The organism is Actinoplanes subglobosus (assembly GCF_042650585.1).
GTDB classification, from domain to species: Bacteria; Actinomycetota; Actinomycetes; order Mycobacteriales; family Micromonosporaceae; genus Actinoplanes; species Actinoplanes subglobosus.
The window spans coordinates 24,475-50,342 of sequence record NZ_JBHSBL010000045.1 but is presented as its reverse complement, the minus strand read 5'-3'; the positions used below and the strand labels follow the sequence as shown (position 1 = coordinate 50,342).

General features: G+C 70.9%; 31 protein-coding genes. 22 read left to right on the top strand and 9 right to left on the bottom strand.

What is annotated here, in order from left to right; genetic code table 11:
• Positions 1-7: 7 nt before the first annotated feature.
• Positions 8-394 (bottom strand): hypothetical protein, encoded by a 387-nt coding sequence (locus ACFO0C_RS48590; protein ID WP_378073756.1) that lies wholly within the window; start codon positions 392-394, stop codon positions 8-10.
• Positions 395-452: 58 nt separating this feature from the next.
• On the bottom strand, positions 453-1,091 hold the full coding sequence (locus ACFO0C_RS48585; protein WP_378073755.1) for a hypothetical protein: 639 nt from the start codon (positions 1,089-1,091) through the stop codon (positions 453-455).
• A 289-nt stretch (positions 1,092-1,380) separates the two neighbouring features.
• Between ACFO0C_RS48585 and ACFO0C_RS48580 the strand changes: the two genes are divergently transcribed.
• Positions 1,381-1,812 (top strand): hypothetical protein, encoded by a 432-nt coding sequence (locus ACFO0C_RS48580; RefSeq protein WP_378073753.1) that lies wholly within the window; start codon positions 1,381-1,383, stop codon positions 1,810-1,812.
• Positions 1,813-1,923: 111 nt separating this feature from the next.
• On the opposite strand, the gene ACFO0C_RS48575 is transcribed toward ACFO0C_RS48580, so the two are convergent.
• Genes ACFO0C_RS48575 through ACFO0C_RS48560 form a run of 4 tightly spaced genes read right to left on the bottom strand, consistent with a single transcriptional unit; the run spans position 1,924 to position 5,868 of the window.
• Positions 1,924-2,253 carry a DUF4387 domain-containing protein gene (locus ACFO0C_RS48575; protein ID WP_378073752.1) on the bottom strand — a complete coding sequence of 110 codons (330 nt, stop codon included), beginning with the start codon at positions 2,251-2,253 and terminating at the stop codon, positions 1,924-1,926.
• Positions 2,250-3,698 carry an acyclic terpene utilization AtuA family protein gene (locus ACFO0C_RS48570; protein WP_378073750.1) on the bottom strand — a complete coding sequence of 483 codons (1,449 nt, stop codon included), beginning with the start codon at positions 3,696-3,698 and terminating at the stop codon, positions 2,250-2,252. Before ACFO0C_RS48570 ends, ACFO0C_RS48575 begins: the two co-directional genes overlap by 4 nt.
• A complete protein-coding gene (locus ACFO0C_RS48565; protein WP_378073749.1) occupies positions 3,695-4,651 on the bottom strand; it encodes a phosphoglycerate dehydrogenase in 957 nt (318 codons plus the stop codon). Before ACFO0C_RS48565 ends, ACFO0C_RS48570 begins: the two co-directional genes overlap by 4 nt.
• Positions 4,648-5,868, bottom strand: coding sequence for an MFS transporter (locus tag ACFO0C_RS48560; RefSeq protein WP_378073748.1), 1,221 nt, complete (start codon positions 5,866-5,868; stop codon positions 4,648-4,650). The genes ACFO0C_RS48565 and ACFO0C_RS48560 overlap by 4 nt, the downstream gene beginning before the upstream one ends.
• A gap of 96 nt (positions 5,869-5,964) precedes the next feature.
• Between ACFO0C_RS48560 and ACFO0C_RS48555 the strand changes: the two genes are divergently transcribed.
• On the top strand, positions 5,965-6,654 hold the full coding sequence (locus ACFO0C_RS48555; RefSeq protein ID WP_378073746.1) for a GntR family transcriptional regulator: 690 nt from the start codon (positions 5,965-5,967) through the stop codon (positions 6,652-6,654).
• A complete protein-coding gene (locus ACFO0C_RS48550; RefSeq protein WP_378073744.1) occupies positions 6,651-7,733 on the top strand; it encodes a tartrate dehydrogenase in 1,083 nt (360 codons plus the stop codon). The genes ACFO0C_RS48555 and ACFO0C_RS48550 overlap by 4 nt, the downstream gene beginning before the upstream one ends.
• Here the strand turns inward: ACFO0C_RS48550 and ACFO0C_RS48545 are convergent.
• The gene (locus tag ACFO0C_RS48545) at positions 7,730-8,713 is read right to left on the bottom strand and encodes a hypothetical protein (RefSeq protein WP_378073743.1); all 984 of its coding nucleotides are present in this window, start codon (positions 8,711-8,713) and stop codon (positions 7,730-7,732) included. The two genes, ACFO0C_RS48550 and ACFO0C_RS48545, sit on opposite strands and share 4 nt — an antisense overlap.
• A 25-nt stretch (positions 8,714-8,738) precedes the next feature.
• Positions 8,739-9,404 (bottom strand): hypothetical protein, encoded by a 666-nt coding sequence (locus ACFO0C_RS48540; protein WP_378073741.1) that lies wholly within the window; start codon positions 9,402-9,404, stop codon positions 8,739-8,741.
• A gap of 101 nt (positions 9,405-9,505) precedes the next feature.
• Between ACFO0C_RS48540 and ACFO0C_RS48535 the strand changes: the two genes are divergently transcribed.
• The 17 genes from ACFO0C_RS48535 (at position 9,506) to ACFO0C_RS48455 (ending at position 23,239) form a co-directional block, all read left to right on the top strand.
• Positions 9,506-9,826 carry an ArsR/SmtB family transcription factor gene (locus ACFO0C_RS48535; protein WP_378073739.1) on the top strand — a complete coding sequence of 107 codons (321 nt, stop codon included), beginning with the start codon at positions 9,506-9,508 and terminating at the stop codon, positions 9,824-9,826.
• Positions 9,823-10,329, top strand: coding sequence for an SRPBCC domain-containing protein (locus ACFO0C_RS48530; RefSeq protein ID WP_378073738.1), 507 nt, complete (start codon positions 9,823-9,825; stop codon positions 10,327-10,329). The genes ACFO0C_RS48535 and ACFO0C_RS48530 overlap by 4 nt, the downstream gene beginning before the upstream one ends.
• 53 nt (positions 10,330-10,382) lie before the next feature.
• Entirely contained in the window at positions 10,383-11,018 is a 636-nt protein-coding gene (locus ACFO0C_RS48525) for a GntR family transcriptional regulator (protein WP_378073736.1), read from the top strand.
• Between the two features lie 83 nt (positions 11,019-11,101).
• A complete protein-coding gene (gene atzF / locus ACFO0C_RS48520; protein ID WP_378073735.1) occupies positions 11,102-12,748 on the top strand; it encodes an allophanate hydrolase in 1,647 nt (548 codons plus the stop codon).
• Complete coding sequence (gene biuH, locus ACFO0C_RS48515; RefSeq protein ID WP_378073733.1) at positions 12,745-13,467, top strand: biuret amidohydrolase; 723 nt, start codon at positions 12,745-12,747, stop codon at positions 13,465-13,467. The genes atzF and biuH overlap by 4 nt, the downstream gene beginning before the upstream one ends.
• 14 nt (positions 13,468-13,481) lie before the next feature.
• On the top strand, positions 13,482-14,138 hold the full coding sequence (locus tag ACFO0C_RS48510) for a cysteine hydrolase family protein (protein ID WP_378073731.1): 657 nt from the start codon (positions 13,482-13,484) through the stop codon (positions 14,136-14,138).
• A gap of 4 nt (positions 14,139-14,142) precedes the next feature.
• Positions 14,143-15,720 (top strand): regulator, encoded by a 1,578-nt coding sequence (locus ACFO0C_RS48505; protein ID WP_378073729.1) that lies wholly within the window; start codon positions 14,143-14,145, stop codon positions 15,718-15,720.
• A 1-nt stretch (position 15,721) separates the two neighbouring features.
• A complete protein-coding gene (locus tag ACFO0C_RS48500) occupies positions 15,722-16,102 on the top strand; it encodes an AtzH-like domain-containing protein (RefSeq protein WP_378073728.1) in 381 nt (126 codons plus the stop codon).
• 280 nt (positions 16,103-16,382) lie between these two features.
• Positions 16,383-17,207, top strand: a complete 825-nt coding sequence (locus ACFO0C_RS48495; RefSeq protein ID WP_378073727.1) for an AfsR/SARP family transcriptional regulator — start codon at positions 16,383-16,385, stop codon at positions 17,205-17,207.
• 38 nt (positions 17,208-17,245) lie between these two features.
• Positions 17,246-17,785, top strand: coding sequence for an RNA polymerase sigma factor (locus ACFO0C_RS48490; RefSeq protein WP_378073726.1), 540 nt, complete (start codon positions 17,246-17,248; stop codon positions 17,783-17,785).
• Entirely contained in the window at positions 17,782-18,441 is a 660-nt protein-coding gene (locus ACFO0C_RS48485) for a hypothetical protein (RefSeq protein WP_378073724.1), read from the top strand. The genes ACFO0C_RS48490 and ACFO0C_RS48485 overlap by 4 nt, the downstream gene beginning before the upstream one ends.
• Positions 18,442-18,585: 144 nt before the next feature.
• Positions 18,586-18,894 (top strand): hypothetical protein, encoded by a 309-nt coding sequence (locus ACFO0C_RS48480; RefSeq protein WP_378073722.1) that lies wholly within the window; start codon positions 18,586-18,588, stop codon positions 18,892-18,894.
• Between the two features lie 75 nt (positions 18,895-18,969).
• Positions 18,970-19,620: a hypothetical protein gene (locus ACFO0C_RS48475; protein WP_378073720.1), complete on the top strand. Its 651-nt coding sequence runs from the start codon at positions 18,970-18,972 to the stop codon at positions 19,618-19,620.
• 1 nt (position 19,621) lies between these two features.
• Entirely contained in the window at positions 19,622-20,653 is a 1,032-nt protein-coding gene (locus tag ACFO0C_RS48470) for a peptidoglycan-binding domain-containing protein (RefSeq protein ID WP_378073718.1), read from the top strand.
• Positions 20,650-21,264 (top strand): ABC transporter ATP-binding protein, encoded by a 615-nt coding sequence (locus ACFO0C_RS48465; RefSeq protein ID WP_378073717.1) that lies wholly within the window; start codon positions 20,650-20,652, stop codon positions 21,262-21,264. Before ACFO0C_RS48470 ends, ACFO0C_RS48465 begins: the two co-directional genes overlap by 4 nt.
• The gene (locus tag ACFO0C_RS48460; RefSeq protein WP_378073715.1) at positions 21,261-22,328 is read left to right on the top strand and encodes a hypothetical protein; all 1,068 of its coding nucleotides are present in this window, start codon (positions 21,261-21,263) and stop codon (positions 22,326-22,328) included. Before ACFO0C_RS48465 ends, ACFO0C_RS48460 begins: the two co-directional genes overlap by 4 nt.
• Positions 22,329-22,366: 38 nt before the next feature.
• A complete protein-coding gene (locus ACFO0C_RS48455) occupies positions 22,367-23,239 on the top strand; it encodes an SDR family oxidoreductase (protein WP_378073714.1) in 873 nt (290 codons plus the stop codon).
• Between the two features lie 41 nt (positions 23,240-23,280).
• On the opposite strand, the gene ACFO0C_RS48450 is transcribed toward ACFO0C_RS48455, so the two are convergent.
• Positions 23,281-23,907 carry a DNA-directed RNA polymerase II gene (locus ACFO0C_RS48450; protein WP_378073713.1) on the bottom strand — a complete coding sequence of 209 codons (627 nt, stop codon included), beginning with the start codon at positions 23,905-23,907 and terminating at the stop codon, positions 23,281-23,283.
• Between the two features lie 101 nt (positions 23,908-24,008).
• Between ACFO0C_RS48450 and ACFO0C_RS48445 the strand changes: the two genes are divergently transcribed.
• Together ACFO0C_RS48445 and ACFO0C_RS48440 are read left to right on the top strand one after the other, a co-directional pair.
• On the top strand, positions 24,009-25,232 hold the full coding sequence (locus tag ACFO0C_RS48445) for a GNAT family N-acetyltransferase (RefSeq protein WP_378073712.1): 1,224 nt from the start codon (positions 24,009-24,011) through the stop codon (positions 25,230-25,232).
• A 234-nt stretch (positions 25,233-25,466) separates the two neighbouring features.
• Positions 25,467-25,802, top strand: a complete 336-nt coding sequence (locus ACFO0C_RS48440) for a hypothetical protein (protein ID WP_378073792.1) — start codon at positions 25,467-25,469, stop codon at positions 25,800-25,802.
• Positions 25,803-25,868: the final 66 nt, after the last annotated feature.

The following is a 25,868-nucleotide window of genomic DNA, read 5'->3' as shown; positions in this document are numbered from 1 at the left end:
GCGGCCCCTACTCGGTTCTGCTGAGCGCCGTACCGATCGCCGACAGCAGCACGCCCGGCAGGTAGAAGAGTCCGATCGAGGCGATCCCGACCAGCACACCGACGCTCAGCAGCGCGGTGCTGACCCAGCCCGCGAGCCGCTGCCGCCGCCCACGCACCAGCACCGGCAGGCCGGACACGAGGACCGGCACCGCCAGCAGGAACGCCACGCCGGGACCCTCCACCGCCAGCAGGCTCCGATGGCCACGCTCGTACGAGTAACCGGCGCCCACCTCGCCGGACGAAGCGGCGGGCCCCGTCGCCGTCTCGTACGCATACAACGGAAGCACCAGGAGAGCCGCACTGACCACGGCGGTCAGCACGAGTGCCGCGAGAAACCATCGCCGACCGCGCATCGCACACCCCTTCGCCGTTCCTACTATGATTATAGTAGGAACGGCGTCAACAGATGGGTCACGTGCCGTCTCGCGCTCGGCGGCGGGCCGTCTCGATCAAACCGGGGGCGTCCACGCCCTCGGGAACGGCGAGCTGGATCGCCAGGGTCTGATCGATCACCAGGAAGCGGCGCCTGCCTTGCTGGACCGGGAACTCGTGGAGCACCGCATCCTTCGAGAGGGACCGCTGGGTGGCTTTGCAGGCTTTCGCCTGGTCGGCGAGCAGGCGGCGGCCGTTGCTGCCGGGTGTGCGGAACAGCAGGACCCGTTCCTCGATGGTGCTCCCGGACGTGTTCAGGAGGCTGATTCCGGCGATGTGGTGGACGCCCTCGGTGCGGTAACCGGGCCATCCTTCGAGGAGCAGGCCGGCGAACAGGTCGCAGTCGCGCGGCCATGCCGGCCCGCTGTCGCACGTCTCGTCGAGCTGGTACGCGTTCTGCGACCACGCGTCGAGTTCAGCCGCGGACCAGCCGTCCTCCGTCTTGAGCAGTCCGCGCGGCGGACTCTCCAGGCCGCACGAGCCTGACGTCACCGGCGCGGGTACCCCGGACTCGGCAATCGGCGGAGCCGAGGCCGTCGGCGTCGTGTCACCGGCTTCACAGGCAGCGAGAACGCCCACCGCCGCCATGGCCGCGAGCAGGCGGGTGAAGGTTCTCAATGCGATTCCTCGGGGCGACGACTTCGATGATCCGGCCTGCGCATTGTGATCACACCGCACCGGCGCCCCCACCGCGGGGCGGCGCGTGACGGGTTCGGTGGTCGGCCGTCCGTGGGGACATCCTTGACCGTTTGTCAGGTTTGGGAGGCTCCGCGGCCATCGACGGCGGGGCGAATCAGGCGAATCCGGTCGGGGCAGAGGGCTGGGGTGCGGACTGCGTGTGCGACAGCGGGTGATCGGCGGCTATTACCGTTCGCCCCATTTGCCCCACGCGTAGAGGAGTGGATACATGAGGGCAGGTCACGTCATTGGTGCTTTTGCACTGGTCGCTCTGGCGGGGTGTTCCAGCCCGGCCCCGGCCGACGACGCCGCCGCGCCCAAGGCATCAGCAGCGACCGTCGAGTCGCAAGCCGCTCTGCCTGCATGCAGCGACGTGTTCGTTCCCGACAAGCCGGTCACCGGATTCGATGACCAGACCGGCTGTGCCAACAAGGAGGGCGTGGTCCAGTCGATCGCCGCGATCGACTGCCCGGACGGGACGAGACTGTGGCCCGTCGATGCCACCACGGGCGCGCCGGCCGGCTACTGGCGGCAGGGCCAGGTCTTCCGTGTGGTGAAGGGTGAGATCACCACGGACAAGGACTACAAGGAGGCGTACGAGTCCTGCGTGAACGCCCCGCCGGCGGCCGGCAGCCCGGCACCGTCGGCCTCCGCCGGGTAGGAGGACGCGCGCCGGCCTGCGGGCCGGCGCGCCCCGGCGGCACATCGCGAGGGTCGCGATGATGCCTGGTGGCGGGACCACTCCTTGGCAGCGCTGCCATCGAACGGATGATCAGGACGGCAACGGCAGGAGCGCCAGCGGTACGTGGTGCTGGCCGGCGTGGATGTCGCGGTCGAGGAGGCTTCCCTGCGTCACCGGACGGGGGAACGAGATCTTGACGACGTTCAGTTCCGGGATGCGGAACATCTGGATCGTCCGGACGTCCTCGATCGCGTAGAGGGCGGCGATCACCGGCTCGTTCAGGAAACCCGGGTCGGCCACCACGGCGTAGCCGGCGGCGTCGTGGACGAAGATCTCCAGGGTGACCCAGAACGGGCCGGCGTTCTTGGAGCGGACCTCATGGGCGAGATCGGACACGACTCGTGCGGTGATCGGGATCATCGGGTCTCCTCCGAAAACGACGACGAGGACGGGGACGGCGACGAGGACGGGGACAGCGACGGCGACGGCGACGGCGACGGCAGGGACGATGGGGACGACGGCAGGTGGATGCGGAACAGGCTGGTCGGCGAGTCGACCTCGACGACGTGGTTGAGCACGAACTCGTACGCCGCCCCCCGTTCGGTCTCGGCCGGTGAGGTGGCGAACGCCAGGCTGGGCAGGTAGTCCATGTCCGGCGTGGGCAGGTGCAGCATCAGCGGGTTGGCGACCTTGGCGACAGCCGTGGCGGTCTCCTGCGAGGGCGCCTGCACCAGCAGCATCACGCCCACCTCGCGCGGCGGCACCGGTGACGGGTCGAGCTTCCGCAGGATCGCGTCGTAGCCGTAGAGGCGGATGTCGAAGGAGTAGTCGGCGGGGCCCAGGGCGAGCGTGGTCGACACCCACTCGGTGATCATCCGGCGCAGCAGGGCGGCCCAGGTGTCGATCTGGCCGAGGATGTGCGGGTCGCGGATCGCCGTGAAGGACATGGTCTGATAGCCGGTGATCCGGGCGCCCTCCAGCTTGATGGTGTGCTGGTCGGCGAGCGCGAACCGGGAGCCGGTGACGCGGACCCGGCGGGGGTCGAGTGCCGTGTAGACGGCGTCGCCCACCTCGATGGTGCCGGCCGGCTCCCGCATGGTGAACGGGTTGACCGTCTCGTACAGCATGTGGGCGGCCACCGACGTGGGTGTGCAGGCGACCGCCGGGTCGAGCGGTTCGATGGTGAAGCCGTCGGCGTCGATCGTGGCCAGCACTCCCCCGGCCCGCGGGTTGGTCGTGCACTGGCCGCCGCACTCGACGATCTTCGACGCGTGCCACACCGGCCCGGGCGGCATGCCCTTCATCAGCGGGAACGCGGCGGCCACGGCGGTGTCGGTGGCCCGGCCGGCGAGCACCACGCCGGCGCCGGCCTCGAGGGCCGCGACGATCGGCTCGTGGCCCATCATCCCGACGATGTTCTCGCAGCTCTCCAGGACCGCGGCGTCGAGCGGGCCGGCCGGCGGCAGCGGCCGGATCGGCAGTCCGGCCAGGTCGGAGGCCTTCTGGGAGCTGTAGATGGTCGCCACCGTCAGCTCCAGGCCCTCCTCGGCGAGGATCTCGCGGGTGATCCCGGCGACCCAGTCCACGCCGGAGTCGGTCCCGCTGGTCCCGCACGATCCGATGATCAACGGGATCCCGGCGGAGGCGGCGGCCCGCAGGAGCAGGCGCATGTCGCGGGCGACGGCGGCGCGGGCGGTCTTGGCGACTCCCGCGCCGAGATAGTAGGGGCCGGAGTCGGTGGAGCCGCCGTCGACGGCGATCACGTCGGCACCGAGTTCCAGGCCACGGGTGACGGTCTCGGGCGGGAATCCGCCGCCCAGCATTCCGGTGGGCACCATCACGCGTACCGCATCGGTGTCTTTCATGGGTTTCCTCCCTGCAGAGCCGGGATGAGGTGGGCGTTGATCGACGTTGCCGGTCGTCCGGCGAGTGCGGCGACCAGTTCGCGGGCGCCGTCGATGCCGGAGTCGCGGCGGGCCTCGGCGGTCTGGCCGCCCATGTGTGAGTAGACGGTGATCCCGTCGACCCCCCGCAGGGCGCTGCCGGCGGGCAGCGGCTCGACGTCGGTCACGTCGAGGGCGGCTCCGGCGATCCGGCCGGCGCGGACCGCTTCGGCCAGGGCGGATTCGTCGACGATCGGGCCGCGGGCGGTGTTGATCAGGTGGGCGGCCGGCTTCATCCGGGCGAGTGCGGCGGCGTCGATCAGATGCCGGGTACGGCCGGTGAGCGCGGTGTGGATCGACACGTAGTCGGACAGTTCCAGCAGCTCGTCCAAGCCGGCCTGCCGCGCGCCGGTGATGTCGCCGGTGCAGAGCACTGTCATCCCGAACGCGGTGGCCAGCGGGACCACGTGCCGGGCGACCGGACCCCGGCCGATCAGTCCCACGGTTTTTCCGCGGAGTTCGTACCCCTGCTGTCTCGGCCATGATCCGGCCCGGACCCCGGCAGCCACCTGGACCAGACGCCTGGCCTGGGCCAGCATCAGCCCGATGGTGTATTCGGCGACGGCGTTGGCGTTGATGCCGGGCAGGTTGCTGACGCTGATGCCGAGGCGGGTCGCGGCCGGCACGTCGACCGAGTCGTAGCCGACCCCGGTCCGGACGACGGCCCGCAGCCGCGGTGCGGCGGCCAGCACGTCGGCGGTCATCGGCTCGTTGGCGATCAGCGCGCCGTCGACGCCGGTCAGGGCCTTGATCAGGTCCTCCGGGCGCCGGGCGCCGCGCATCGGGTCGTGCCGGGTGGTGAAGCCCCGGCCGGTGAGATAGGTGTCCACCTCGTCGCCCGGGGTCAGGTAGTCGGTGGTGATGAGGATCTTCATACGTGTGCTCTCTGTAGACGGGCCAGGCGGAGCACCACCGCCACGGCGAGGAAGGCCAGCACGGCGGTGGCGAGCAGCATCCAGCGCCAGCCGAGCAGGTCGACCGCGCCGCCGATCAGGGCCGGGCCGGCGAATCCGCCGAGGTACCAGGTGACCGGGTAGAGGCCGGTGTAGGCGCCGAGCATCCGGCTGGACGGTGCGAGGTTCCAGAGCGCGACGGCCGCGTTGATCGAGAAGCCGGCCGCGCCGGCGGCACCGACGCAGAGGGCCACGATCGTGCCGGTCGCCGACTGCGTGAGGGTGCCGGCGACGAGGGCGCCGGCGAAGACCGCCATGCCGATCGCGATCACCCGCAGCCTGCCGAAGCGCTCGGCCGCGAGCGCGGCCGGATAGGCGGCGACCAGGAAGGCGACGCCGCTGGGCAGGGTCAGGCCGCCGGCCTCACCGCGGGTCAGGTCAAGGGCCTCCATGCCGTACGGGGTCATCAGTGACCTCGACGCGAACCAGGCCCCGCCGAACAGGAAGACGGTGAGCAGCAGGAGCACGCGGCGGCGGTCCCGGCTGGTGACCAGGTCGGCGAGCACTCCGCGCAGCGGTGTGCCGGCCTCGCCGGTGCCGTCCTCGGCCACCGCCGCCCGGTAGCCCGGTGACTCGTTGTCACGAACCTTGGCGATCAGGACCAGGGTGACCGCGAGCAGGATCGCGGCCGGGATCGCGAACGCCGCCCGCGGGTGGTCGTCGACGACGAAGAGGCTGATCAGCGAGGCCACGATGATGGTCAGCGACGCGGCGATCTTGACGACGGCGTTGGTCCGGCCGCGGCGCTCGGGTGCGATGAAGTCCGGGGTGAGCGCCTCGGCGAGCGGCCGCATGGTGTTCATGATCAGGGCGTAGGCGACCATCACCACGATCAGCACGGTCAGCGACGTGGCCCAGGGCAGCAGCAGGAAGAGCAGTGCGGCGACCGGCATGCCGACCGCCAGATAGGGGATGCGCCGCCCCCACCGGGTCCGGGTGTTGTCGGACCGGTTGCCGATCCACGGCTGGATGAAGATCCCCAGCAGGTTGTCCATGCCCATCAGCACGCCGACGAGAGCGGCACTCGCGACGTGGTCGCGCAGCAGCGCCGGCACCTGGTTGTCGTAGAAGTTCCAGGTCGACTCCTGTGCGAACAGGGTCAGCGCGATGAAGAAAGTGATCTTTCGAGTTTCGGCCATGTCGCCTCCGCGTGTCCGGCGTCACGCTAATTTGCTACAGCAAAACCGTCAACAGTTGCAAACGTAGTTCGCCATGGCATGCGCTACAGTGCGGTCATGACAGTCGCCGAGACCCTCGCTGACCAGGCTTATCGACATGTCCGCACGGCCATCGCCTCGGGTGAGCTGGCCCCCGGGGAGAAGGTGACCGAGCGCGGTGTCGCCGAGCGCCTGGCGATCAGCCCGACCCCGGTGCGCGAGGCACTGCGCCGGCTGGAGCTCGACGGGCTCATCGAGCGGATCGGCCCGCGCACGGTCCTGGTCGCCGCGATCCGTGACGCCGCCATCGACGACCTGGCCGAGGTCGAGGTCGGCCTGCGTGGCCTGGTCGCCCGGTTCGCCGCCCGGCACGCCACCGCCGCCCAGCTGGACGCGCTCGACGAGATCCTGGACCGGGCCGACGACCTGCTGATCCTGCTCAAGGAGCACCGGCGCCACGACCGCCCGATCGACCGTCATCTCACCGCCCTGCTCGACACCATGCAGGAGTTCAACGACACGGTGGACGCGTGCGCCCACAACCCGGTGCTGACCCGGATGCTCGATCAGAGCCGGGTGTTCTCCCGGCCCCGGCGGCGGGAGCTGCTGCTCCAGCGGGTGCACGAGGACGAGACGTTCGGGCTGGAGCGTTACACCAGTCACCGGGCCCTGGTCCGGGCGCTGCGCGCGGGTGACTCGGCCGCCGCCGAGCGGATCGCCCTGGCCGACTCACAGGGCGGGCTCGAAGCACTGCGGGAGAGCCGATGACCACGCACCGGATCGCCGTCATCCCGGGCGACGGCATCGGCAAGGAGGTCGTCCCGGCCGGGATCGAGGCCCTGGAGGCGACCGCCGGGCGGTTCGGCCTGCGCCTGGAGTTCACCGACTTCGGGTTCGCCAGCGCCGACTACTGGCAGCGGCACGGCACGATGCTGCCGGCCGACTGGGAGGCGACGCTGCGCGGCTTCGACGCGATCTTCTTCGGCGCGGTCGGCTGGCCCGAGGTGGTGCCCGACCACATCTCGCTCTGGGGCAGCCTGCTCCAGTTCCGCCGCACCTTCGATCAGTATGTGAATCTGCGCCCCTGCCGGCTGATGCCCGGCGTGCGCAGCCCGCTCGCCGGCCGCGAGCCCGGTGACATCGACTTCCTGGTGGTCCGGGAGAACACCGAGGGTGAGTACTCCAGCGTCGGCGGCCGGATCTTCGAGGGCACCGAGCGGGAGACCGTGCTGCAGGAGACGGTGATGACCAGGATCGGCGTCGACCGGGTCCTGAGATACGCGTTCGAGCAGGCCGAACGCCGCCCCAGGAAGCACCTCACCTCGGCCACCAAGAGCAACGGGATCTCCATCTCGATGCCGTACTGGGACGAGCGGGTCGCCGCGATGGGCGAGCGGTTCCCGGACGTACGGGTGGACAGGTTCCACATCGACGCGCTGGCCGCACTGTTCGTCCTGCACCCCGGCCGGTTCGACGTGGTGGTGGCCAGCAACCTGTTCGGCGACATCCTGTCCGACCTCGGCCCGGCCTGCACCGGCACGCTCGGCATCGCCCCGAGCGCCAACATCAACCCGGACGGCCTGCACCCCAGCCTGTTCGAGCCGGTGCACGGCTCGGCGCCGGACATCGCCGGGCAGGGCATCGCCAACCCGGTCGGCCAGATCTGGTGCGGCTCGATGATGCTCGACCACCTGGGACACCCGGAGGCAGCCGCGCACCTGCTCGGCGCGATCGAGGACGTCCTGGCACACGGGCCGGGCGGGGCGCCGCTCACCCCCGACCTGCACGGCAAGGGCACGACCGCGGAGCTCGGCCGGGCGATCGCCGAACGGGTCCGCGAGCGCTAGTCGTCCAGGTTGTCCTGGGTGTAGGCCTTGGACTTCACGAAGAAGTCGACGTCGTCCCACGGGTGCTCGGTGATCCAGTCCGCACCCATCGCCTCGTAGAGGCTCCACGCCGGCTTGTGGTAGTCGCCGTAGGTGAAGGCGAAGGCGAAGTTGTTCCAGGCGATCGGCGTCAGCAGGGTCTCCCGGTAGTCGTCGTGCCAGACCGAGAGCTGGGAGGCGTTCCAGATGTCGTTCATCACCTTCTCGTTCTCGTAGTAGGTGAGATCGAGAGAGCGGTCGGCCTTCCCGGGATTCTTCGCCTTCGCCAGATGCCATGTGTGGGCCCGGTGCGCCAGGACCACCAGGGTGGGCACATGCGTCCCGGGACAAGCCGCGGCCCGGGTGCGGGCGAAGTCGAACATCGCCGGGGTGTTGCCGCCCCAGTCCGGCCGCAGGCACCAGAGCATCTCCTCGTGACCGAACCAGTGGGTGGGGTCGGCCTCGATCAGGCGCTCGAAGCGGCGCCACCGCTCCACCTGGGGCAGCCCCTGGACGCGGCTCGCCTCCAGCTTGTACATCCAGGCGTCGGCGTCGCGCGGGTTCCGTTCCAGTACCTCGTCCAGGATCGCCTCGGCCCGCCGCAGGTGCTCGGCCATGGACTCCTTGTCGGCGGACGTCGCCGTGCCGTCGGTGGCGGCGCCGGGCAGCTCCCAGGACCAGCTGACCATGTGACACGCTTTGATCAGCAGCGGCAGGTCCGAATCGGGATCCTCCCGGATCGGCCCGCTGATCCACTTCTCGATGCCGAGAGTGCCGGCCGCGATCCGGATGTAGTAGGACCGGTGCTCCGGATCGTCGGTGGAGAGGATCGCCCGGGCCGTGTCCCAGTCACGTTTGCGCAGCACGAAACGCAGGCGCTCGGCCGCCGCGTCACCCAGGAAGTGGGCGAACTCCGGAACTTCCTCTTCGGCGGCGGACCGCCCCCTGTTGAAAGGCCACACGGGCGGAGCGTAGCCCGCTCGATGATCACTTTCCGCCGAAGGCCTCGGCGAACAACGCCTGGCGCTCCGGCGGGCACAAGGGGTCGCGCGGGCTGTACCGGCCCAGGCACATCCCCTCCGCCCACTCGACCGGACCCCACATCCGCTTACTCGGAGTGAGCAGTTCCCGGGCGACCTTCCGGCGGTTACGGCGGATGCCCACCGCGGTCAGCGCGGCGGTCACCGTTCCTTCCGACCCAGGGGGTACGCCGCCCGCGCCCAGCATCGGCAGAAGCAGCAGGAGCGCGTCCGGCCGGTCCGCGAAGGTGGCCAGTTCGTCCCAGGAGACCGCCGGCCCGACAAAGCAGCCCTCCAGCGCGACGGCCGTGATCAACGCCTCGGAACCGGCCGGCTGGAGCAGGTAGTCCAGGCCGTAGTCGTCCTCGTAGTTGCGGAACAGGATGTGCAGCCGGTGGTCCCGGTGCAGGTCGACGGTGATGTACGGCCAAGTCCCGTCGTCGTGCAACGCGTCCGCGTACTGCTCCACGTCGGCCGGATCGGCGTCGAACGACAGCGGCGCCGTCCAGGAGCCGCCGGCCACCACCAGGTAGGCGGGCCAGAACTCCGGGTCGGTGCTCCAGCCGGTGGCGTCGGCGAGGACGGCCGGGTCGGGCGGGGGACGGAAGCCGGCCAGGTACGCGTTCAGCGGCATCCGCGGATTCTCCCGTTCCGGCACTTCGGGGGCTACCCCGAACGGATGCTGGTCTCGGCCCGGGCTTGACAGGTGACCAAATGGTCACATAACTTAGCGTCATGACTGACGACGATCGGGTTTTCAAGGCTCTGGCCGACCCGAGCCGCCGCTTTCTGCTCGACCTGCTCTTCGCGCGTGACGGCCGCACGCAGTCGGAGCTGGAGGCCGAGCTGGAGATGACCCGGTTCGGCGTCGCCAAGCATCTGCGGGTGCTGGAGGAGGCGGGTCTCGTCGTCGTGCGCCGTTCCGGCCGGGAGAAGCTGCACTTCCTCAATCCGGTGCCGATCCGGCAGATCCACGACCGGTGGATCGACAAGTTCACCGAGCAACACGTCACCGCACTGATCGATCTCAAGCGAACGCTGGAGGAAGAGTCATGAGCGACACCCAGGTCTTCCGCATCTGGATCAAGGCGCCGGCCGAAAAGATCTGGCAGGCCATCACCGACCCCGCGTGGAACGAGAAGTACGGGTATGCCGCGCCCCAGTTCTTCGAGCTGAAGAAGGGCGGGAAGTTCCACTCCACCCCGAACCAGGGCATGCGGGACTACGCCGAGGCGAACGGGTTCCCGATGCCGGAGGTCATCCTGGACGGCGAGGTGCTGGAGTCCGAGCCGCCGCGGCGCCTGGTGCAGACCTGGCGGATGCTGATGGACCCGACCACCGGGGCCGAGCCGTTCACGACGCTCACCTGGGAGATCGAGGAGGCCGGCGCCGGCGTCCAGCGGGTCACCATCACCCACGACACGCCGGGCGCGCCGGCCACCGCCACCATGATCCGCGGCAACACCGAGGCCGGCGCCGAGGGTGGCGGCGGATGGGCCTGGGTCCTCAGCGACCTCAAGTCGCTGCTGGAGACCGGCAAGATCATGACCGACGCCTGACATGCGCCGGGGCCAGCCCGTGCCACACCGGCACGGGCTGGCAGACTTGCGGCGTGAGCGACGGTGAGTTGGAGACGTACAGTCTCGTCGAGCTCGCCGTCGATCGGCTGCGGCGGGACATCCTGAGTGGGCGGACCGATCCGGGTGAGCGCCTGGTCGAGGAGCAGCTGACCCGCCGGCTGGGGATCAGCCGGGCGCCGCTGCGGGAGGCCATGCGGCTGCTCGCCGAGCAGGGGCTGGTCGAGCACATCCCGCGGCGCGGCGCCCGGGTCGCGACACTCTCCGACGACGACGTGCGCGAGCTGTATGAGGTTCGCGACGTCCTGGAGCGGCACGCGGTGACGACCACTCCCCCGGGGCGCGATCTGAGCCGGCTGCGGCTGGCCCTCGAGTCGATCCGCAAGGCCACCGAGACCGACGATCGGCTGGAGCTGGCCAACGCGCATCGGCGGTTCCACGTCGAGGTGGTGGCGCTCAGCGGCAACCGGCAGCTCACCGGGCTGTATGAGTCGATCCTCGTGCGGATCCAGCTCTACATGGCGGTGAACATGCGCCGCGAGGCGGAGACCGCCCGGGCCCTCGACGGGGTGCTGCGGCACGAGCGGTTGTTCGAGGCGGCGGAGCAGGGTGACGCGGCCGCACTTCTGGAAGCGCTGAGCGGACACGGCGCCCGTACCTATCTCCACTGACCCGGCGGCGAGGATAGCCGCGGGAAATCGGGCCGTTACACAACGCGGTTCTCGGCGAAACAGAATTGTCGACAATCGACGATGTGGACGCACACGAGAACGCTCCGGACGGGATCTGGATCAGCCGGTTCAGCCCGGCCGAACTGGATGAACGCGCCAGCGCGGTGGATCCCGGCCTGCCGCTGGCCGGGCTCACGTTCGCGGTCAAGGACAACATCGACGTGGCCGGGCTGCCCACCACCGCGGCCTGTGCGGACTTCGCCTACCTGCCCGAACGCCACGCCCCGGTGGTGCAACGACTCGTCGACGCCGGGGCGATCGTGGTCGGTAAGACCAATCTGGACCAGTTCGCGACCGGGCTGACCGGGGCCCGCTCGCCCTACGGGGCGCCGGAGAGCGTCTTCGGGGGCGGGCTGATCTCCGGTGGATCCAGTTCCGGGTCCGCGGTCGCGGTCGCGAACGGGTCGGTCCACTTCTCGCTCGGCACCGACACCGCGGGATCCGGGCGGGTTCCGGCCGCGCTCAACGGCATCGCCGGGATCAAGCCGACCCGTGGACTGCTCAGCACCCTCGGGGTGGTGCCGGCCTGCCGTTCCCTGGACTGCGTCTCGGTGTTCGCGCGGGAACTGTCCACCGCGGACCGGGTGATGCGGGTCGCGCGGGGCTTCGTACCGGAGGATCCCTGGTCGAGGAGGGCGCCGGAGGAGGCGCGGCAGACCGGGCGACCCCGGGTGGGCGTCGCGGAAGGTCTGGAGTTCTTCGGCGACAGCGGGCAGGAGAAGGCCTACGCCCGGTTCGCCGGAGACGTGACGGTCGATGTCGCGCCGCTGCTGGAAGCCGGTGACCTGCTCTATCGCGGGCCGTGGGTGGCCGAGCGCCTGGCCGTTCTCGGTGACTTCCTGGCCGCGCACCCGGAGTCGGTGCTGCCGGTGACCCGCCGGGTGCTGGAGACCGGGCACGGGTTCACCGCGGCCGACGCTTTCCGGGCCCAGCACCGGCTCCAGGAGTTGCGGGCCGCCGCGGACCGGATGTGGGAGCGGATCGACGTGCTGGTCCTGCCCACGATCGGCACCACGTTCACGCACGCCGAGATCGCCGGGGACCCGATCGGCCGGAACCTGATCCTGGGCCGGTACACGCAGTTCGCGAACCTGCTGGACATGGCCGCGGTGACGGTGCCGAACGGGTTCACCGAGGACGGCCGGCCGGCGTCGCTGACGCTGTTCGGGCCGGCGTTCAGCGACGACTCCCTGATGGCGCTGGCCCGGTCGATGCGCGACGACGTGGAGACGACCGGCCACACACTGCCGGGCCGGGTGCTGAGCGGCGCCGGCCCGGGCGGGGCAGGCATGACCGTCGCTGTCGTGGGTCTGCATCTCAGTGGTGAGCCACGCAACGGTGAGCTGCTCGGACGCGGCGGCACCCTGCTCGGTACGGCCCGGACCGCCCCGCTGTACCGGATGTACGAGCTGCCGTCCGGCGCCCCCGGCCTGGTCCGGGCCGAAGCCGGCGGGGCGGCGATCGAGATCGAACTCTGGCAACTGCCGGCCGCGACGGTGGGCGGCTTCCTCGCGGGCATCCCGGCGCCGTTGTCGCTGGGCCGGCTCGTGCTGGAGGACGGCACCGAGGTGACCGGGTTCCTGTGCGAGGCGTACGCGGTGAGCGGCGCCCCGGACATCACCGCCAGCGGCGGCTGGCGGAACCACCGCCTGAAGGGATCTGACTCATGACCGCAACCATCGGCCCGGTCCAGGCCAATCCGTACACCTGGCCCTACGACGGCTCGGTTCCCGTAAACCGGACCGCCCTCCTCTGTATCGACTGGCAGACCGACTTCTGCGGACCCGGCGGCTACGTCGACTCGATGGGGTACGACATCGAGCTCACCCGGGCCGGACTGCCGGCCACCGCGAAACTGCTGTCCCACGTCCGTGAGCTGGGCATGCTCGTCATCCACACCCGCGAGGGCCACGACCCGGACCTGTCCGACCTGCCGGCCAACAAGCGGTGGCGGTCGGCGCGGATCGGGGCCGAGATCGGCGGGCAGGGGCCGTGCGGGCGGATCCTGATCAAAGGTGAGCCCGGCTGGGAGATCGTGCCCGAGGTCGCCCCGGCGCCCGGTGAGGTCATCGTCGACAAGCCGGGGAAGGGCGCCTTCTACGCGACGAATCTGGATCTGGTGCTGCGTACCCATGGGATAACGCACTTGATCCTGACCGGAATCACCACGGATGTCTGTGTGCACACGACCATGCGTGAAGCCAACGACCGTGGCTACGAGTGCCTGATCCTCAGCGACTGCACGGGGGCCACCGATCCGTCCAACCACACCGCCGCGCTGCACATGGTCACCATGCAGGGCGGCGTCTTCGGCTGCGTCGCCACCTCGGACGACGTGATAGCGGCAACCCTTCCAACCGCCCCACCCACCACCCATAAGACGGACTGAAGGCGGTCCAGCCAATGCCTACTGTCGACGCTCAACCCGGACCCTTCACCTTTCAAGCAGATGAGACCGCACTGGTCGTCATCGACATGCAGCGGGACTTTCTCCTGCCCGGCGGCTTCGGCGAGTCGCTCGGCAACGACGTCGCCGAACTCCGGCGGACCATCGAGCCCCTGACCGCGTTGATCAGTGCCTGGCGGGGAGCCGGACTGCCGATCATCCACACCCGCGAGGGACATCTACCCGATTTGTCGGATTGCCCGCCGGCGAAGCTCAAACGCGGACCGATGATCGGGCAACAGGGGACCTTCGGCCGCATTCTCGTCCGCGGTGAATACGGCCACGACATCATCGACGAGCTGAAGCCCGCCGACGGCGAACCGGTGGTCGACAAGCCCGGCAAGGGCGCGTTCTACGCCACCGATCTGCACAAGATCCTCGACAACGATGGCATCAAATCCCTGGTCGTCACGGGGGTCACGACCGAGGTGTGCGTGCACACCACGGTCCGTGAGGCGAACGACCGCGGCTACGAGTGTCTCGTCCTGGCCGACTGCGTCGGCTCCTACTTCCCTGAGTTCCAGCAGGTCGGCCTCAAGATGATCGCCGCCCAGGGCGGCATCTTCGGTTGGGTCGCCGAATCCCCCGCAGTGATCGCCGCGATTCAGGAGTGAAGAGATGACCGCCACCACTGCCGCTCCGGCGGCCAAACTGCCCTACTGGGTCCGGGGTGACACCAACGCCTTCTTCGGCTTCGGCGTCAACGTCCTGGTCAACGTGCTCACCCTGACCGGCCTCTGTCTCGGCGTGATCCAGCTGCCGGCCGGCAACGTCTTCGGCGTGATCCTCCCGGCGCTGGGCATCGCCCTGGTCGCCGGCAACGTCTACTACACCTTCCTCGCGCGGCGGCTGGCGGTGAAGGAGAACCGCACCGACGTGACGGCCCTCCCCTACGGCCCGAGCGTCCCGCACATGTTCATCGTCATCTTCGTGATCATGCTGCCGATCTACCTCACCACGAAGGATCCGATCGCGGCGTGGACGGCCGGCATCGCGTGGGCGTTCATCATCGGCGTGATCGTGCTGATCGGCGCGTTCGTCGGCCCGTACATCCGCAAGTACACCCCGCGGGCCGCGCTGCTCGGCACCCTGGCCGGCATCTCGATCACGTTCATCTCGATGAACCCGGCCGGCAACATGTGGAACTACGCGTGGATCGCCCTGCCGGTCTTCGGCCTGCTGCTGATCGGCCTGCTCACCGACGTGAAACTGCCGTTCAACTTCCCGATCGGGCTGGCCGCGCTGCTGGTCGGCACGGCGATCGGCTGGATCGGCGGTGCCATGTCGGTGCCGGACGTGCAGAGTGCCGCCAAGGACATCGCGTTCGCCTTCCCGCACCTCAAGTTCGACCTGCTCGTCGAGGGGCTCAAGGACATGGCACCGCTGCTGGCGACGGCGATCCCGCTGGGCGTCTACAACTTCACCGAGGCAATGACCAACGTGGAGAGCGCCGCCACCGCCGGTGACCGGTACAACCTGCGCAGTGTGCTGCTGGCCGACGGCGCGGGCGCGGTGATCGGGTCGTGTCTCGGGTCGCCGTTCCCGCCGGCGGTCTACGTCGGTCACCCCGGGTGGAAGGCGGCGGGTGGCCGTACCGGATATTCGATGGCGACCGGCGTGGTGATCGCGCTGCTCTGCTTCTTCGGGTTGTTCGGCCTGCTCGGCGCGATCTTCCCGACCGCGGCGATCGTGCCGATCCTGCTCTACATCGGCCTGCTGATCGGTGCGCAGGCGTTCCAGGCGACGCCGCGGGCACACGCCGCCGCGGTGGTGGCCGCGCTGATCCCGAACATCGCGTCGTGGGCGACCGGCCAGATGGACAACGCGCTGGCCGCGGCCGGGACGTCGGCCGCGGCGGTCGGCACCGAGGCGCTGGCCGGGGCGGGCGTGGTCTACGACGGCCTGAAGACGCTCGGTGAGGGCGCGATCCTGGCCGGTCTGGTGCTGGGCGCGATCGTGGCGTTCATCATCGACAAACGGTTCTGGCACGCCGCGGTCTTCTCCGGCGCGGGCGCGGTTCTCACCTTCGTCGGCCTGATCCACGCCGAGAAGGTGCAGTTCAACGCGGACGGGCCGGTCTCCCTCGGCTACCTCTTCCTCACCGCGGTCTGCGTGCTCTTCGCGCTGACCAAGCCGGCGCCCCGGGTGCCCGATCCCGAGGAGGCGTCCCTCGAAGAGCCGGCCACGGTGTCCTGACATGGAGCGCGACCTTCCCGAGGTGATCGCCGAGGTCACCGAGGCGTTCGAAGCCTACGAGCGGGCCCTCGTCGCCGACGACGTCGACGCGATCATCGGCTTCTTCGCCGCCGAGGCGATCCGGTTCGGCATCGCCGACCAGCAGTCCGGCATCGAGGAGCAGAGGAGGTGGCGGGAGACGCAGGGCGGTCTGCCGCCGGGTCGCCGGCTCAAGGACACGACCATCCGGGGGTACGGCCGGAGCACCGCCGTGGTGACGACGTTGTTCGGTTATCCCGGCAGTGATGTGCTGGGGCGACAGTCACAGACATGGGTCCTCCTGCCCGAGGGGTGGCGCATAGTGACCGCCCACGTCTCCGAACCCGCTGATCCACCTGAGTGAGCACGCTCCCATCGCCCGGCCGTCCCGCATTGTGGTCGGCCGGGCGACGTGCGTACCCACCCGGGACGGCCCGATGGGGCCCGGTCCCCGCTCCGGCGGCCACGGTGAACCACCAGTTCAGCGTCCCGCGCGGTGATCCGAACACCGGTCCTTTTCACCGGCAATGAAGATTGTTGACAGCAGGAATCACGCAATATCGGCCGCTCGTACACTTTCCTGCGCGCCGACCTGCGATTAGGTTGAGCGACGATCGTCAATAATCGCACGGGGGCGGGGAAGGATGACCAAAAGATATGATCGACCGGCGCGGGTGCTCATTCTCGGGCCGGTGACCATCGATTCAGCCGAAGCGACGGAAACAAGACTGTCGGTTCAATTACGCAAGGTCATGGCATTGCTCGCGGAAAACCGCGAGGTGCCACTCACCGCGCGATACATCGTGGACCGCGTGTGGGACGACGACGCTCCGGACAGCGCGGTCCAGATGGTCCGCAACCACGTCCGGATGATCCGGCGGCTGGCCGGCGGTCAGGGGGAGGCCGTCGAGAGCATCCGCGGTGGGTACCGGCTGTGCCTGGAGACCGACGCGGACCGCTTCCGGTCCCGGGCGCTGCAGAGCCGGCTGCTCCACGAGGCGGGCCGGCTGCGTGAGTCGCTGGCCGCGGTCACCGAGGCGCTCGCCCTGTGGCGCGGTTCCGAGGCGATGACCGGCGTCCGTGACGTGCTCGACCTGGAGATCGCCGCCCACCGGCTGGAGGAGGCCCGGTTCCGGGCCGAGGAGCTGGCCGCGCAGTGCCACCTGCGCCTGGGTCACCCGCAGGAGGCACTGCCGATCCTGCACTCGATGACCATCCGCTACCCGTCACGGGAGCTGCCGTGGCTCCAGCTGATGGCCGCGCAGGCGTCGATCGGCCGTCGCGTGGAGGCCTCCAACGAGACGTTTCCGCAGGCCAGATATCACCTGGTCGAGCAGACCGGGCTGGACATGCCCCTGCTCAACCGCTTCCACCAGGAGCTGTTGCGGGGCGCCGAGGCGGCCGCGCTGCTGAGCCTGACAGGTTTTCCGCGGGTTCCCTGGAATGCCGGGGCGCGCGGCGACATGTAGGGGTGTCAGCACCGCTCGCCGAGCGAAGGAGGGTTGCCGTGCAGGAGGACCGGACCGCCCGGTTCGAGGCCCTGTATGCCGCCACGTTCCACCATCTCCTGGGCTATGCGATGCGGCGCTGCGACTGTGCCGAGGACGCCGCCGACGTCGTCGCCGAGACCTTCGCGGTCACCTGGCGTCGGCTCGACGCGGTGCCTCCGGGTGACCAGGCCCGCCTCTGGCTCTACGGAGTGGCCCGCAACGTCCTGGCGGCACATCGCCGGGGTGCCGCGCGCCGCCGGGACCTGTCCTACGCACTCGTCGGCGACCTGGCCGGGTTCTACGCGCCGAGCGCCGAGGACAGCGCCGACCTGGGTTCCCTCGGCCCGGCCCTGCGTCTCCTGCCGGAGGAGGACCGGGAGCTGTTGTCCCTGGTCGCCTGGGAGGGGCTGGATCACGGCGAGATAGCCGCGGTGCTCGGTGTCTCCCGCAACGCCGTCCGGATCCGGCTGCACCGGGCCCGCAAGCGCCTGACCCGGCAGCTCGCCGAGTCCGGCGACGTCCCCGACCGACCGGCCATGTCAGGAAGGCCGCGATGACCGACGAACTGGACACCCGGCTGGCCCGCACGGCGCGGGCCGGCGATCAGGAACTGACCGGGCTGCACCGTGGCCCGGGCGCGTCGTCCCTGCTGACGGCGCTGACCGCCGAGCCGTACGAGACGGTCGCCCGCCCGTGGTGGCGACGGTCCGCCCGGCCGGCCCGCACGCTGGGGCTGGCCACGGCGGCGCTGACCGTCACGACCGCGGTGGTGGTGCTCGGGCCGAGCCTGCTGGGCACGACCGGCACCACGTCGTATGCGAACTCGGCGATCGCCGTGCACCGGGAGGACGGCTTCTACGTCGCCCGGATCAAGGACCCGCTGGCCGACCGGGCCGCCTACCGTGAGGCGTTCGACGCGGTGGGGCTGGACGTGGCCATCGAGCTGGTGCCGGCCCCGCCGGACCGGATCGGTGTGCTGCTGCGCACCAGCGGCGGCGAGGGCACCGCCTCGACCGAGCTGGTGCCGACCGGCCCGGCGGCCGTCGACTGCCGCCTCGAACCGGCCGCCTGCACGATGGTGATACGCATTTCCGCGGACGCCGGCGGGTCGGTCCGGTACACCCTCGGCCGGGCCGCGCAGCCCGGCGAGAGATATCAGGATCCGTCCGTCGACGACGGCGTGCCGGATCATCCACGAGAGTCCGGCGACTGACCGGGCGGCGAATGTGAATTAGCTTATCCCGCGCTTATGCGCACGCTTATCTCCGGCCTCGATGCTTCTTACGGAAACAGCGAACGCGCTTTTCCGGAAACCATCGACAGCCGCCGTCCGGCGGCAGACGAGAGGGGCATCGACATGTCGGCGACGACTCTTCGCCAGAAGCTCGGCACCGGGCTGGCCACCACCGGCCTCCTGCTCGGCGGCACCATCGCGGGGCTCGCCATCGCGAGCCCGGCCCAGGCGGCCTGCGCGTCCGACTCCCGGACCGCGAACATCAACTACGCCTACGCCGAGGCCCACACCGAGGACTGCTCGTACTGGAGCAACTCCTACGCCCAGCACGGGGGCAGCAGCATCTTCTCCGGCTGGTACAGCGGCTGGTCGTGGGCCCGCGCGGACAGCGGCGTCTCGCTGAGCTACGCCGCTCGCAACTACTTCCAGTAACCACCACCGGCAGAGCGCGGCGGGTCGTATCGACCGTCCCGCCGCGCTCCGCCATGTCTGCGAATCGGGGACAGCATGAGACGAACGAGGATGTGGGTGGCCGTGGCCGCCGTCACGCTGGCACTGGCCAGCGGCTGCGGGGTCGACTCGACCACCGAGGCGATGCCGCGGCAGGGCTCCGGCGAGCAGATGAAACCGCTCGTCGACCAGTTCCGGGACGCCCGCGCACGGGCCGCGTCGGACTTCGAGAAGGCTGCCCTCGACCGAGCCATCGAGACCGGACGGATCGACCCGGCCGACTACGAGGAGGCGTTCAGCCGGTACCGGCGGTGCGCCGAGGACGCCGGGCTGGCCGGCACCTACACCAAGCAGGCCAACGGCATCTACAAGATCACTCCGCCGGCGGACCTCGGTGACGGGATCGACGCGTACGCCGCGACCATGCAGGACTGCGCGGCCAAGGCCGGCCTGATGAGCCTGGAAGCGCTGCTGCGGACCCAGGTCGACAACCCGGATCTGCTCTCCGACCCGCGGCTGGTGGCGGTCCGCTGCCTGGTCAAGGCGGGCCTGGTGCCGTCTTCCTACACCCCGGACGACCTGATGGCCTACCTCAAGTCCGACATGGACTCGTCCGGCGACTTCGACCCGATGAACCCGGAGGCACAGAAGTGCCTCACCGCCGGCGGCATCGCGGTCCAGGTGGACGCCCCGAAGGGCGGGAGCTGAGGTGGCCGACACACGGTTCGCGGGGACCGCGATCCTGGCCGGGCTGACGCTGCTCGGCGCGGCCGGGGCCACCGGCTTCCTGCTCCGCCCCGCCACCGCCCCGGACCAGTTGCGGGCGGCGGAACGACTGGCGGACGCACCGGTCGGGCGGGAACGGCTGGCGGACGACCGTACCGTCAAGATCTCTCTGGCCCGGGCACCCGCCGCACCTCTCACCGTCGGACTCGCCGGACGGGTCACCGAGGTCTCCTGCCGGCCCGGCCGGCCGCTGGCCGCCGGGCAGCGCGCCGCCCGGGTCGACGGCGTCCCGGTCGTCGCGATGGCCACCTCGGTGCCGCCCTACCGGGACCTGACCTGGGGCGACAAGGGCGACGACGTACGGGCGGTGCAGCGTGAGCTGAGGCGGCTCGGCTACCCGGCGCCGGACACCGGGCGTTACGACCGGCGGACGTCGGCGGCGGTCCGCAAACTCCAGAAGGCGACCGGCAAGGCCGCGCCGGACGGGAAACTGGCCGCCGCCGAGGTGCTGTGGCTGCCCGCCGCCTCGGTCCGGCCCGGCTCGTGCGAGCTGGTCAAGGGCGCGCGGATCGCGGCCGGGCAGCAGTTCGCGAAGGTGCCCGCCCGGCTCACCGCGATCACCGTCGACACCCTGCCGGCCAACCTGGTCGACGGCGAGCGGACACTCACCGTGATGGGCGCGACCGGGCCGATCGGCCGGGACGGCGTCGCCACCGACACGAAGCTCCTGGACGAGGTCGCCGCCAGCGCCGAGTACCGGCTGCTGGAGGCGAGCGGCAAGGACGCCGACGTGACCGGCAGCCTCGCGCTGCGCGAGCCGCTGGAGACCCTCAAGATGCCGCCGGGCGCGATCTTCGGCCTGGAGGGCGACACCGGGTGCGTGCGGTCCGGCGAGCAGACCTATGCGGTACGGGTGGTCAGCTCCCGCCTCGGCGCGACCCTCGTCACCGTCGACGGCCCGGCGCCGGACCGGGTCGACCTCGGGCCGGCCGTCGCCACCGGAGGCTGCGAGTGACCACGAAACTCCTCCGCGGCGAAGGGCTGGGACACCACTTCCCGGGGGCGCCGTTCCTGTTCCGTGGACTCGACGTCACCCTCGAACCCGGCGAGATCACCGGGCTCTGCGGGCCGTCCGGGTCGGGCAAGTCGACGCTGCTGTCGCTGCTGGCGGGCTGGGTGACGCCGGTCGAGGGGCGGATCGAGCGGATCGGGGTGCACCGGACCGGCTGGGTGTTCCAGAACCCGTACGGCGTACCCGCCCGCACCGCGCTCGACCACGTCTGCCTGCCGCTGCTCGCCGCCGGCCGGACCCGCGCGCAGGCCCGGGAGCGGGCCCGCGAGGTGCTCGCCACCTTCCAGCTCGACCGGTCCGAGCGCCAGCCGTTCCGGGAGCTGTCCGGCGGCGAGGCGCAGCGGCTCATGCTGGCCCGGGCGGTCTGTGCCGCCCCGGACCTGCTGCTCGTCGACGAGCCGACCGCCCAGCTCGACATCACCACGGCGGCGACCGTCAACCGGACGCTCGGGGCGGTCGCGCAGGAGGGCACCATCGTGGTCATCGCCACCCACGACCCGCACACCCGGGCCGCCTGCACCCGAGTCGTCGACCTGGCGGTGGGTGTGTCATGAGGTTCCGGTCGATCCTGTCCGAGGCCGGGCGCAACCTGGTCACCGGCACGTCCCGGGCGCTGCTGTTCGCCCTGCTGCTGGCCGCGGTGACAGCCGGCGCGGCGATCATGGACGCGCGGACGGTCATCGGCGTGCAGCGGCGGGCCGCGGACTTCGTCGCGTCGGGCGCCTCGGTACGGGTGATGGTCGCCCCCGCCATGACCGACGCCGCCTCGTGCGAACGCCTCGCCACCGTCGCCGGGGTACGGGCCGCCGGCGCGCTCCGTGAGTCCGGCGCCGTGGTGCTGCGCACGATGAACGCGAACCCGGTGCCCGCCTACTCGGTGACCCCGGGGCTGATCGCGGTGCTCGGCGGCGACCCGGCCGCACCCGCCGGGGCGTGGCTGCCCGCTCCGCTGGCCCGCACGCTCGGCGTACAGCCCGGTCAGGAGCTGCCGACCGCCTCCGGGACGCTCACCGTCGCCGGGCTCTACGACTACCCGGACGACGGGCGGGACAGCCGGCTGGCGTACGCCGCGCTGCTTCCCGAACCGGCGGCCGGTTCCTTCGACGAGTGCTGGGCCGACATCTGGCCGCTGTCCCGGGACCGCGAGCAGCTGCTGCACGCCGCACTGGACGTGGACGCGTCGGCAGCCGACGCGGTCACCGTCGGCCAGCTCAACACCAGCCGGGGGAACCGGTTCGACGCGCTGGCCGAGTTCACCGGCCGGCCGACCCGGTTCGGGCTGCCGGCCTGCGCGCTGGCCGGTCTGCTGATCGGTCTGGCGGCGGTCCGGATCCGGCGGCTGGAGCTGGCCGCCGCACTGCATCTGGGCGAGTCCCGGCGGGATCTGCTGGCCACCCAGGTGATCGAGACGGCCGCCTGGTCCGGCGCGGCGGTGGTGCTGGCGGCGGTGGCGCTGCTGGCCGGGGTGACGGCGGCCGGCCCGGAGGACGCGGCGGCGGTCTACCTGGTCGACGTCCGCGGGCCGCTCGCGGCGGTGTGCGCCGCCCTGATCGGTGCCGTCCTGGGCGTACTGACGGTCCGCGAACGGCACCTGTTCCGCTACTTCAAGAACCGCTGACGTGGTTGACGGCGCGCTTCCCGGGAATGCGGGAAGGCATGAACCCACGCGACCTGTACCCGAAGCCCGCACTCGACGGCGGCGACCAGCGGCCGCCCGGTCTCACCTCGGCCATGCCGGACCGGCCGGACCACGGTGAGGAGAGCTACCGCGGCACCGGCCGGCTGACCGGCCGGAAAGCCGTCATCACCGGCGGGGACTCCGGTATCGGCCGGGCCGTGGCGATCGCCTACGCGCGGGAGGGCGCCGACGTGCTGATCTCCTACCTGCCGGAGGAGCAGTCCGATGCCGACGACACCGCACAGTGGATCGAGAAGGCCGGGCGCAAGGCGGTCCTCGTGCCCGGCGACATCCGCGACGAGGGACACTGCCGGGCGATCATCGACCGGGCCCGCGACGAACTCGGCGGCGTCGACATCCTGGTGAACAACGCCGCCTACCAGATGGCCCAGCCCGGTGGGATCACCAAGATCACCGACGAGCAGTTCGACCGGGTCATGAAGACCAACCTGTACGCGATGTTCTGGCTCTGCCGGGCGGCGGTCCCGCACATGCCGCCCGGCGCGGCCATCGTCAACACCGCGTCGATCCAGGCCTATCTGTCGTCCAGCGCCCTGCTCGACTACGCCACCACCAAGGGCGGCATCGTGGCCTTCACCAAGGCGCTCGCCGAGGACCTGGCCGAGCAGGGCATCCGGGTGAACGCCGTCGCGCCCGGCCCGATCTGGACACCATTGATCCCGGCGACCATGCCGGCGAAGAAGGTGGAGTCGTTCGGCGGGGACACCCCACTCGGCCGGGCCGGACAGCCCGCCGAACTCGCCGCCGCCTACGTCTACTTCGCGAGCCATGACTCCAGTTACACCACCGGTGAGGTGCTCGGCGTCACCGGTGGCAAGCCGGTCAGCTGACGTCACGGGCAGGCCCCCGGGCCTGCCCGGACAGCGGCCGGCTAACGGAACAAACCGGTCACCCAGTTGAAGGCGTCGACGACCCAGCCGGTCTGGCGCAGGAACGCGAACCCGACACCGGCCAGGAACAGCCCGGTCACCATGTGCGCGCCGCGGGCGGTGTGCCGCTGCCGGCCCAGCCGCTGCTCCAGCACGAGCCGGCCGACCAGCCGGGCCAGCGCGAAGACGCCGACGGCGACGGCGAGCGTCACCAGGAAGATGATCAGCGGCCCGCCCAGACTGCCGCCCTCGGAGATCGCCCAGATGCCCCAGCCGACGAACGCGAACAGCACCGCCGCGCTGCTCCACTCGCCGCCCCGCCGCCACTGGCGCATGTGCCAGCTCAGGCTGCGCTGCGGGCGCTCCTGGTGATGCTGCTCGGGCCAGCCGGTGCCGGTCGGCTCGTGGCCGGCCCGGAACTGCTCGGTGCGCTGGGTGGGCTGGCCGACCCGGGCGCGCCCCTGACTGAAGGGGGACGGGTCGGGAGCCGGCGACGTGGGCGCCTGCGCGGCCGGCACCTGCGAGGTGGCGGCGCTCTCCGGGGTCGTCTGCCTGGTCGGCTGATCGGCCCACGGGTCCTGCGGTGGCATGTCGAGCGTCCGCTCGGACCACTGCGGTTGCTCCGGCATCGTTCCCCCTCCGGCTGCGGTCGCCGACTGGCGACAAGTTCGAGCGTAGCGAGCCAACAAATCGGTCGCCGCAGCACACAGCAGTCCGTTACACACAGCTTATGAAGGATGAGACAGTACTGCGCCCGAGCAAGGACGACGACTTCGCGGACATCTTCCGGCTTCTCAGCACCGTCTTCCACGAGGACATCAGCGGGGAGCTCCGGGACCTGGAGGGGGTGGTCTACGAGCTGGACCGCTCGATGGTCGCCGACGACGCGGGGCTGGTGGCGGGGCATGTCCAGGCCTTCAGCCGCGATCTGACCGTGCCCGGGGCGATCATCCCGGCCGCGCACGTCTCCGGGGTCGGCGTACTGCCCACCCATCGGCGGCGTGGCCTTCTCACCCGGATGATGCACCGGCAACTGCACGAGATCGCCGACGCCGGCCGGGAGCCGGTGGCGATCCTCTGGGCCAGCGAGACCTCGATCTACCCCCGATTCGGGTACGGCCCGGCCGCCAACCGGCTGTTCCTCAACATCATGAATCGTGAGGTACGTCTCCCCGCCCCGCCGCCGGAACCGTCCGGCCGGCTGCGGATGGCCGATCCGGAGAACCTCCGCACCGAGATGACCAAGGTGTACGAGCAGTTGCGGCCCGGGCGCGTCGGCTGGTCCAGCCGGGACGACCGCTGGTGGACCTGGGTCCTCGGCGACCCGAAGGACCATCGGGACGGCGCCACCAAGCGGTACGCCGTGGTGCACGAGGGTCCCGGCGGCCCCACCGGCTATGCGCTGTGGCGGATCAAGGACGACTGGAACAGCCACGGCCCGAGCGCCGAGGTGCAGGTCCGTGAGGTGGTCGCCGCCGACCCGGAGACCTATCAGGCGCTCTGGCGTTTCCTGCTCGGCATCGACCTGACCCGCAGCGTCACCATGCGGCTGGCCGCCGTCGAGGAGCCGCTCATCTACATGGTCGACGAGCCCCGCCGGCTCGGCGCCGGTCATGTCGACGCCCTGTGGCTGCGCGTGATCGACGTACCCGGGGCGCTGGCCGCCCGGCGCTACGCCACCGCTGTCGACGTGGTCCTCGAGGTCACCGACCCGATCCTGACCGCGAACACCGGCCGCTGGCGCCTCACCGGCGGACCGGACGGGGCGACCTGCACGGCGACCACCGACCCGGCCGACGTGGCCCTGTCGGTGACCGATCTGGGCGCGGTCTATCTGGGCGGCACCTCGTTCAGCACGCTCGCCGCGGCCGGGCGGGTCCGTCAGCTGACCGGCAACGACCCGACGATCGCGTTCCGCTGGAACCGGCTGCCCAGCCCGACCGAGGTGTTCTGAGTTGATCGGCACGGCGGTACCGTCGGATGCATGGGCCAGCCCGAACGCCGACGCCGCCGTGTGCGTCCCTCCTCGGCGTCCGCCGAGACGACCACCGACGAGACGACCACCAAGGCGGCCCCCGGGCCGGCTGCGGCTGTCCCCGTGCCCACTGCCCCACCCACGGCCCCCAGCGCCCCACCCGCGGCCCCCAGCGCCCCACCCGCGGTGCCCGCGCCTCCGCCGCACCCTCCGGTGCCGGCTCCGCCGCCGGTTCCCGCTCCGCCGCACGCACCGCCTCCGGCCGCGGTGACCCCCGACGGGCCGCCGTCCGCCGGTGACCGGTCGACCGGCCGGCCGACCCGCGGTGGCATGCCGAAACGGCCCGGTGCCGTGGGCGGCGACGAGCGGGAGTCCGAGCGGGGGCTGCGCGGTCTGGTCGGGTCCGGATCGTCCCAGGTGAGTGTCGGGGCGGCGTTGCGGGCCCGGGACGCGTCACGGCCCAGCGACGACGACCTGGCCGAGGCCGAACGGGACCTGCCGATCATCCGGCGCAACTGGCTGCCTCGCGAGGACCTCCCGCGCCGGTGAGAACCCGTCAGGGACCTGCCGTCATCAGAGGCCTACCACCGCCGGTGAGGACCGGTGACGGAAACG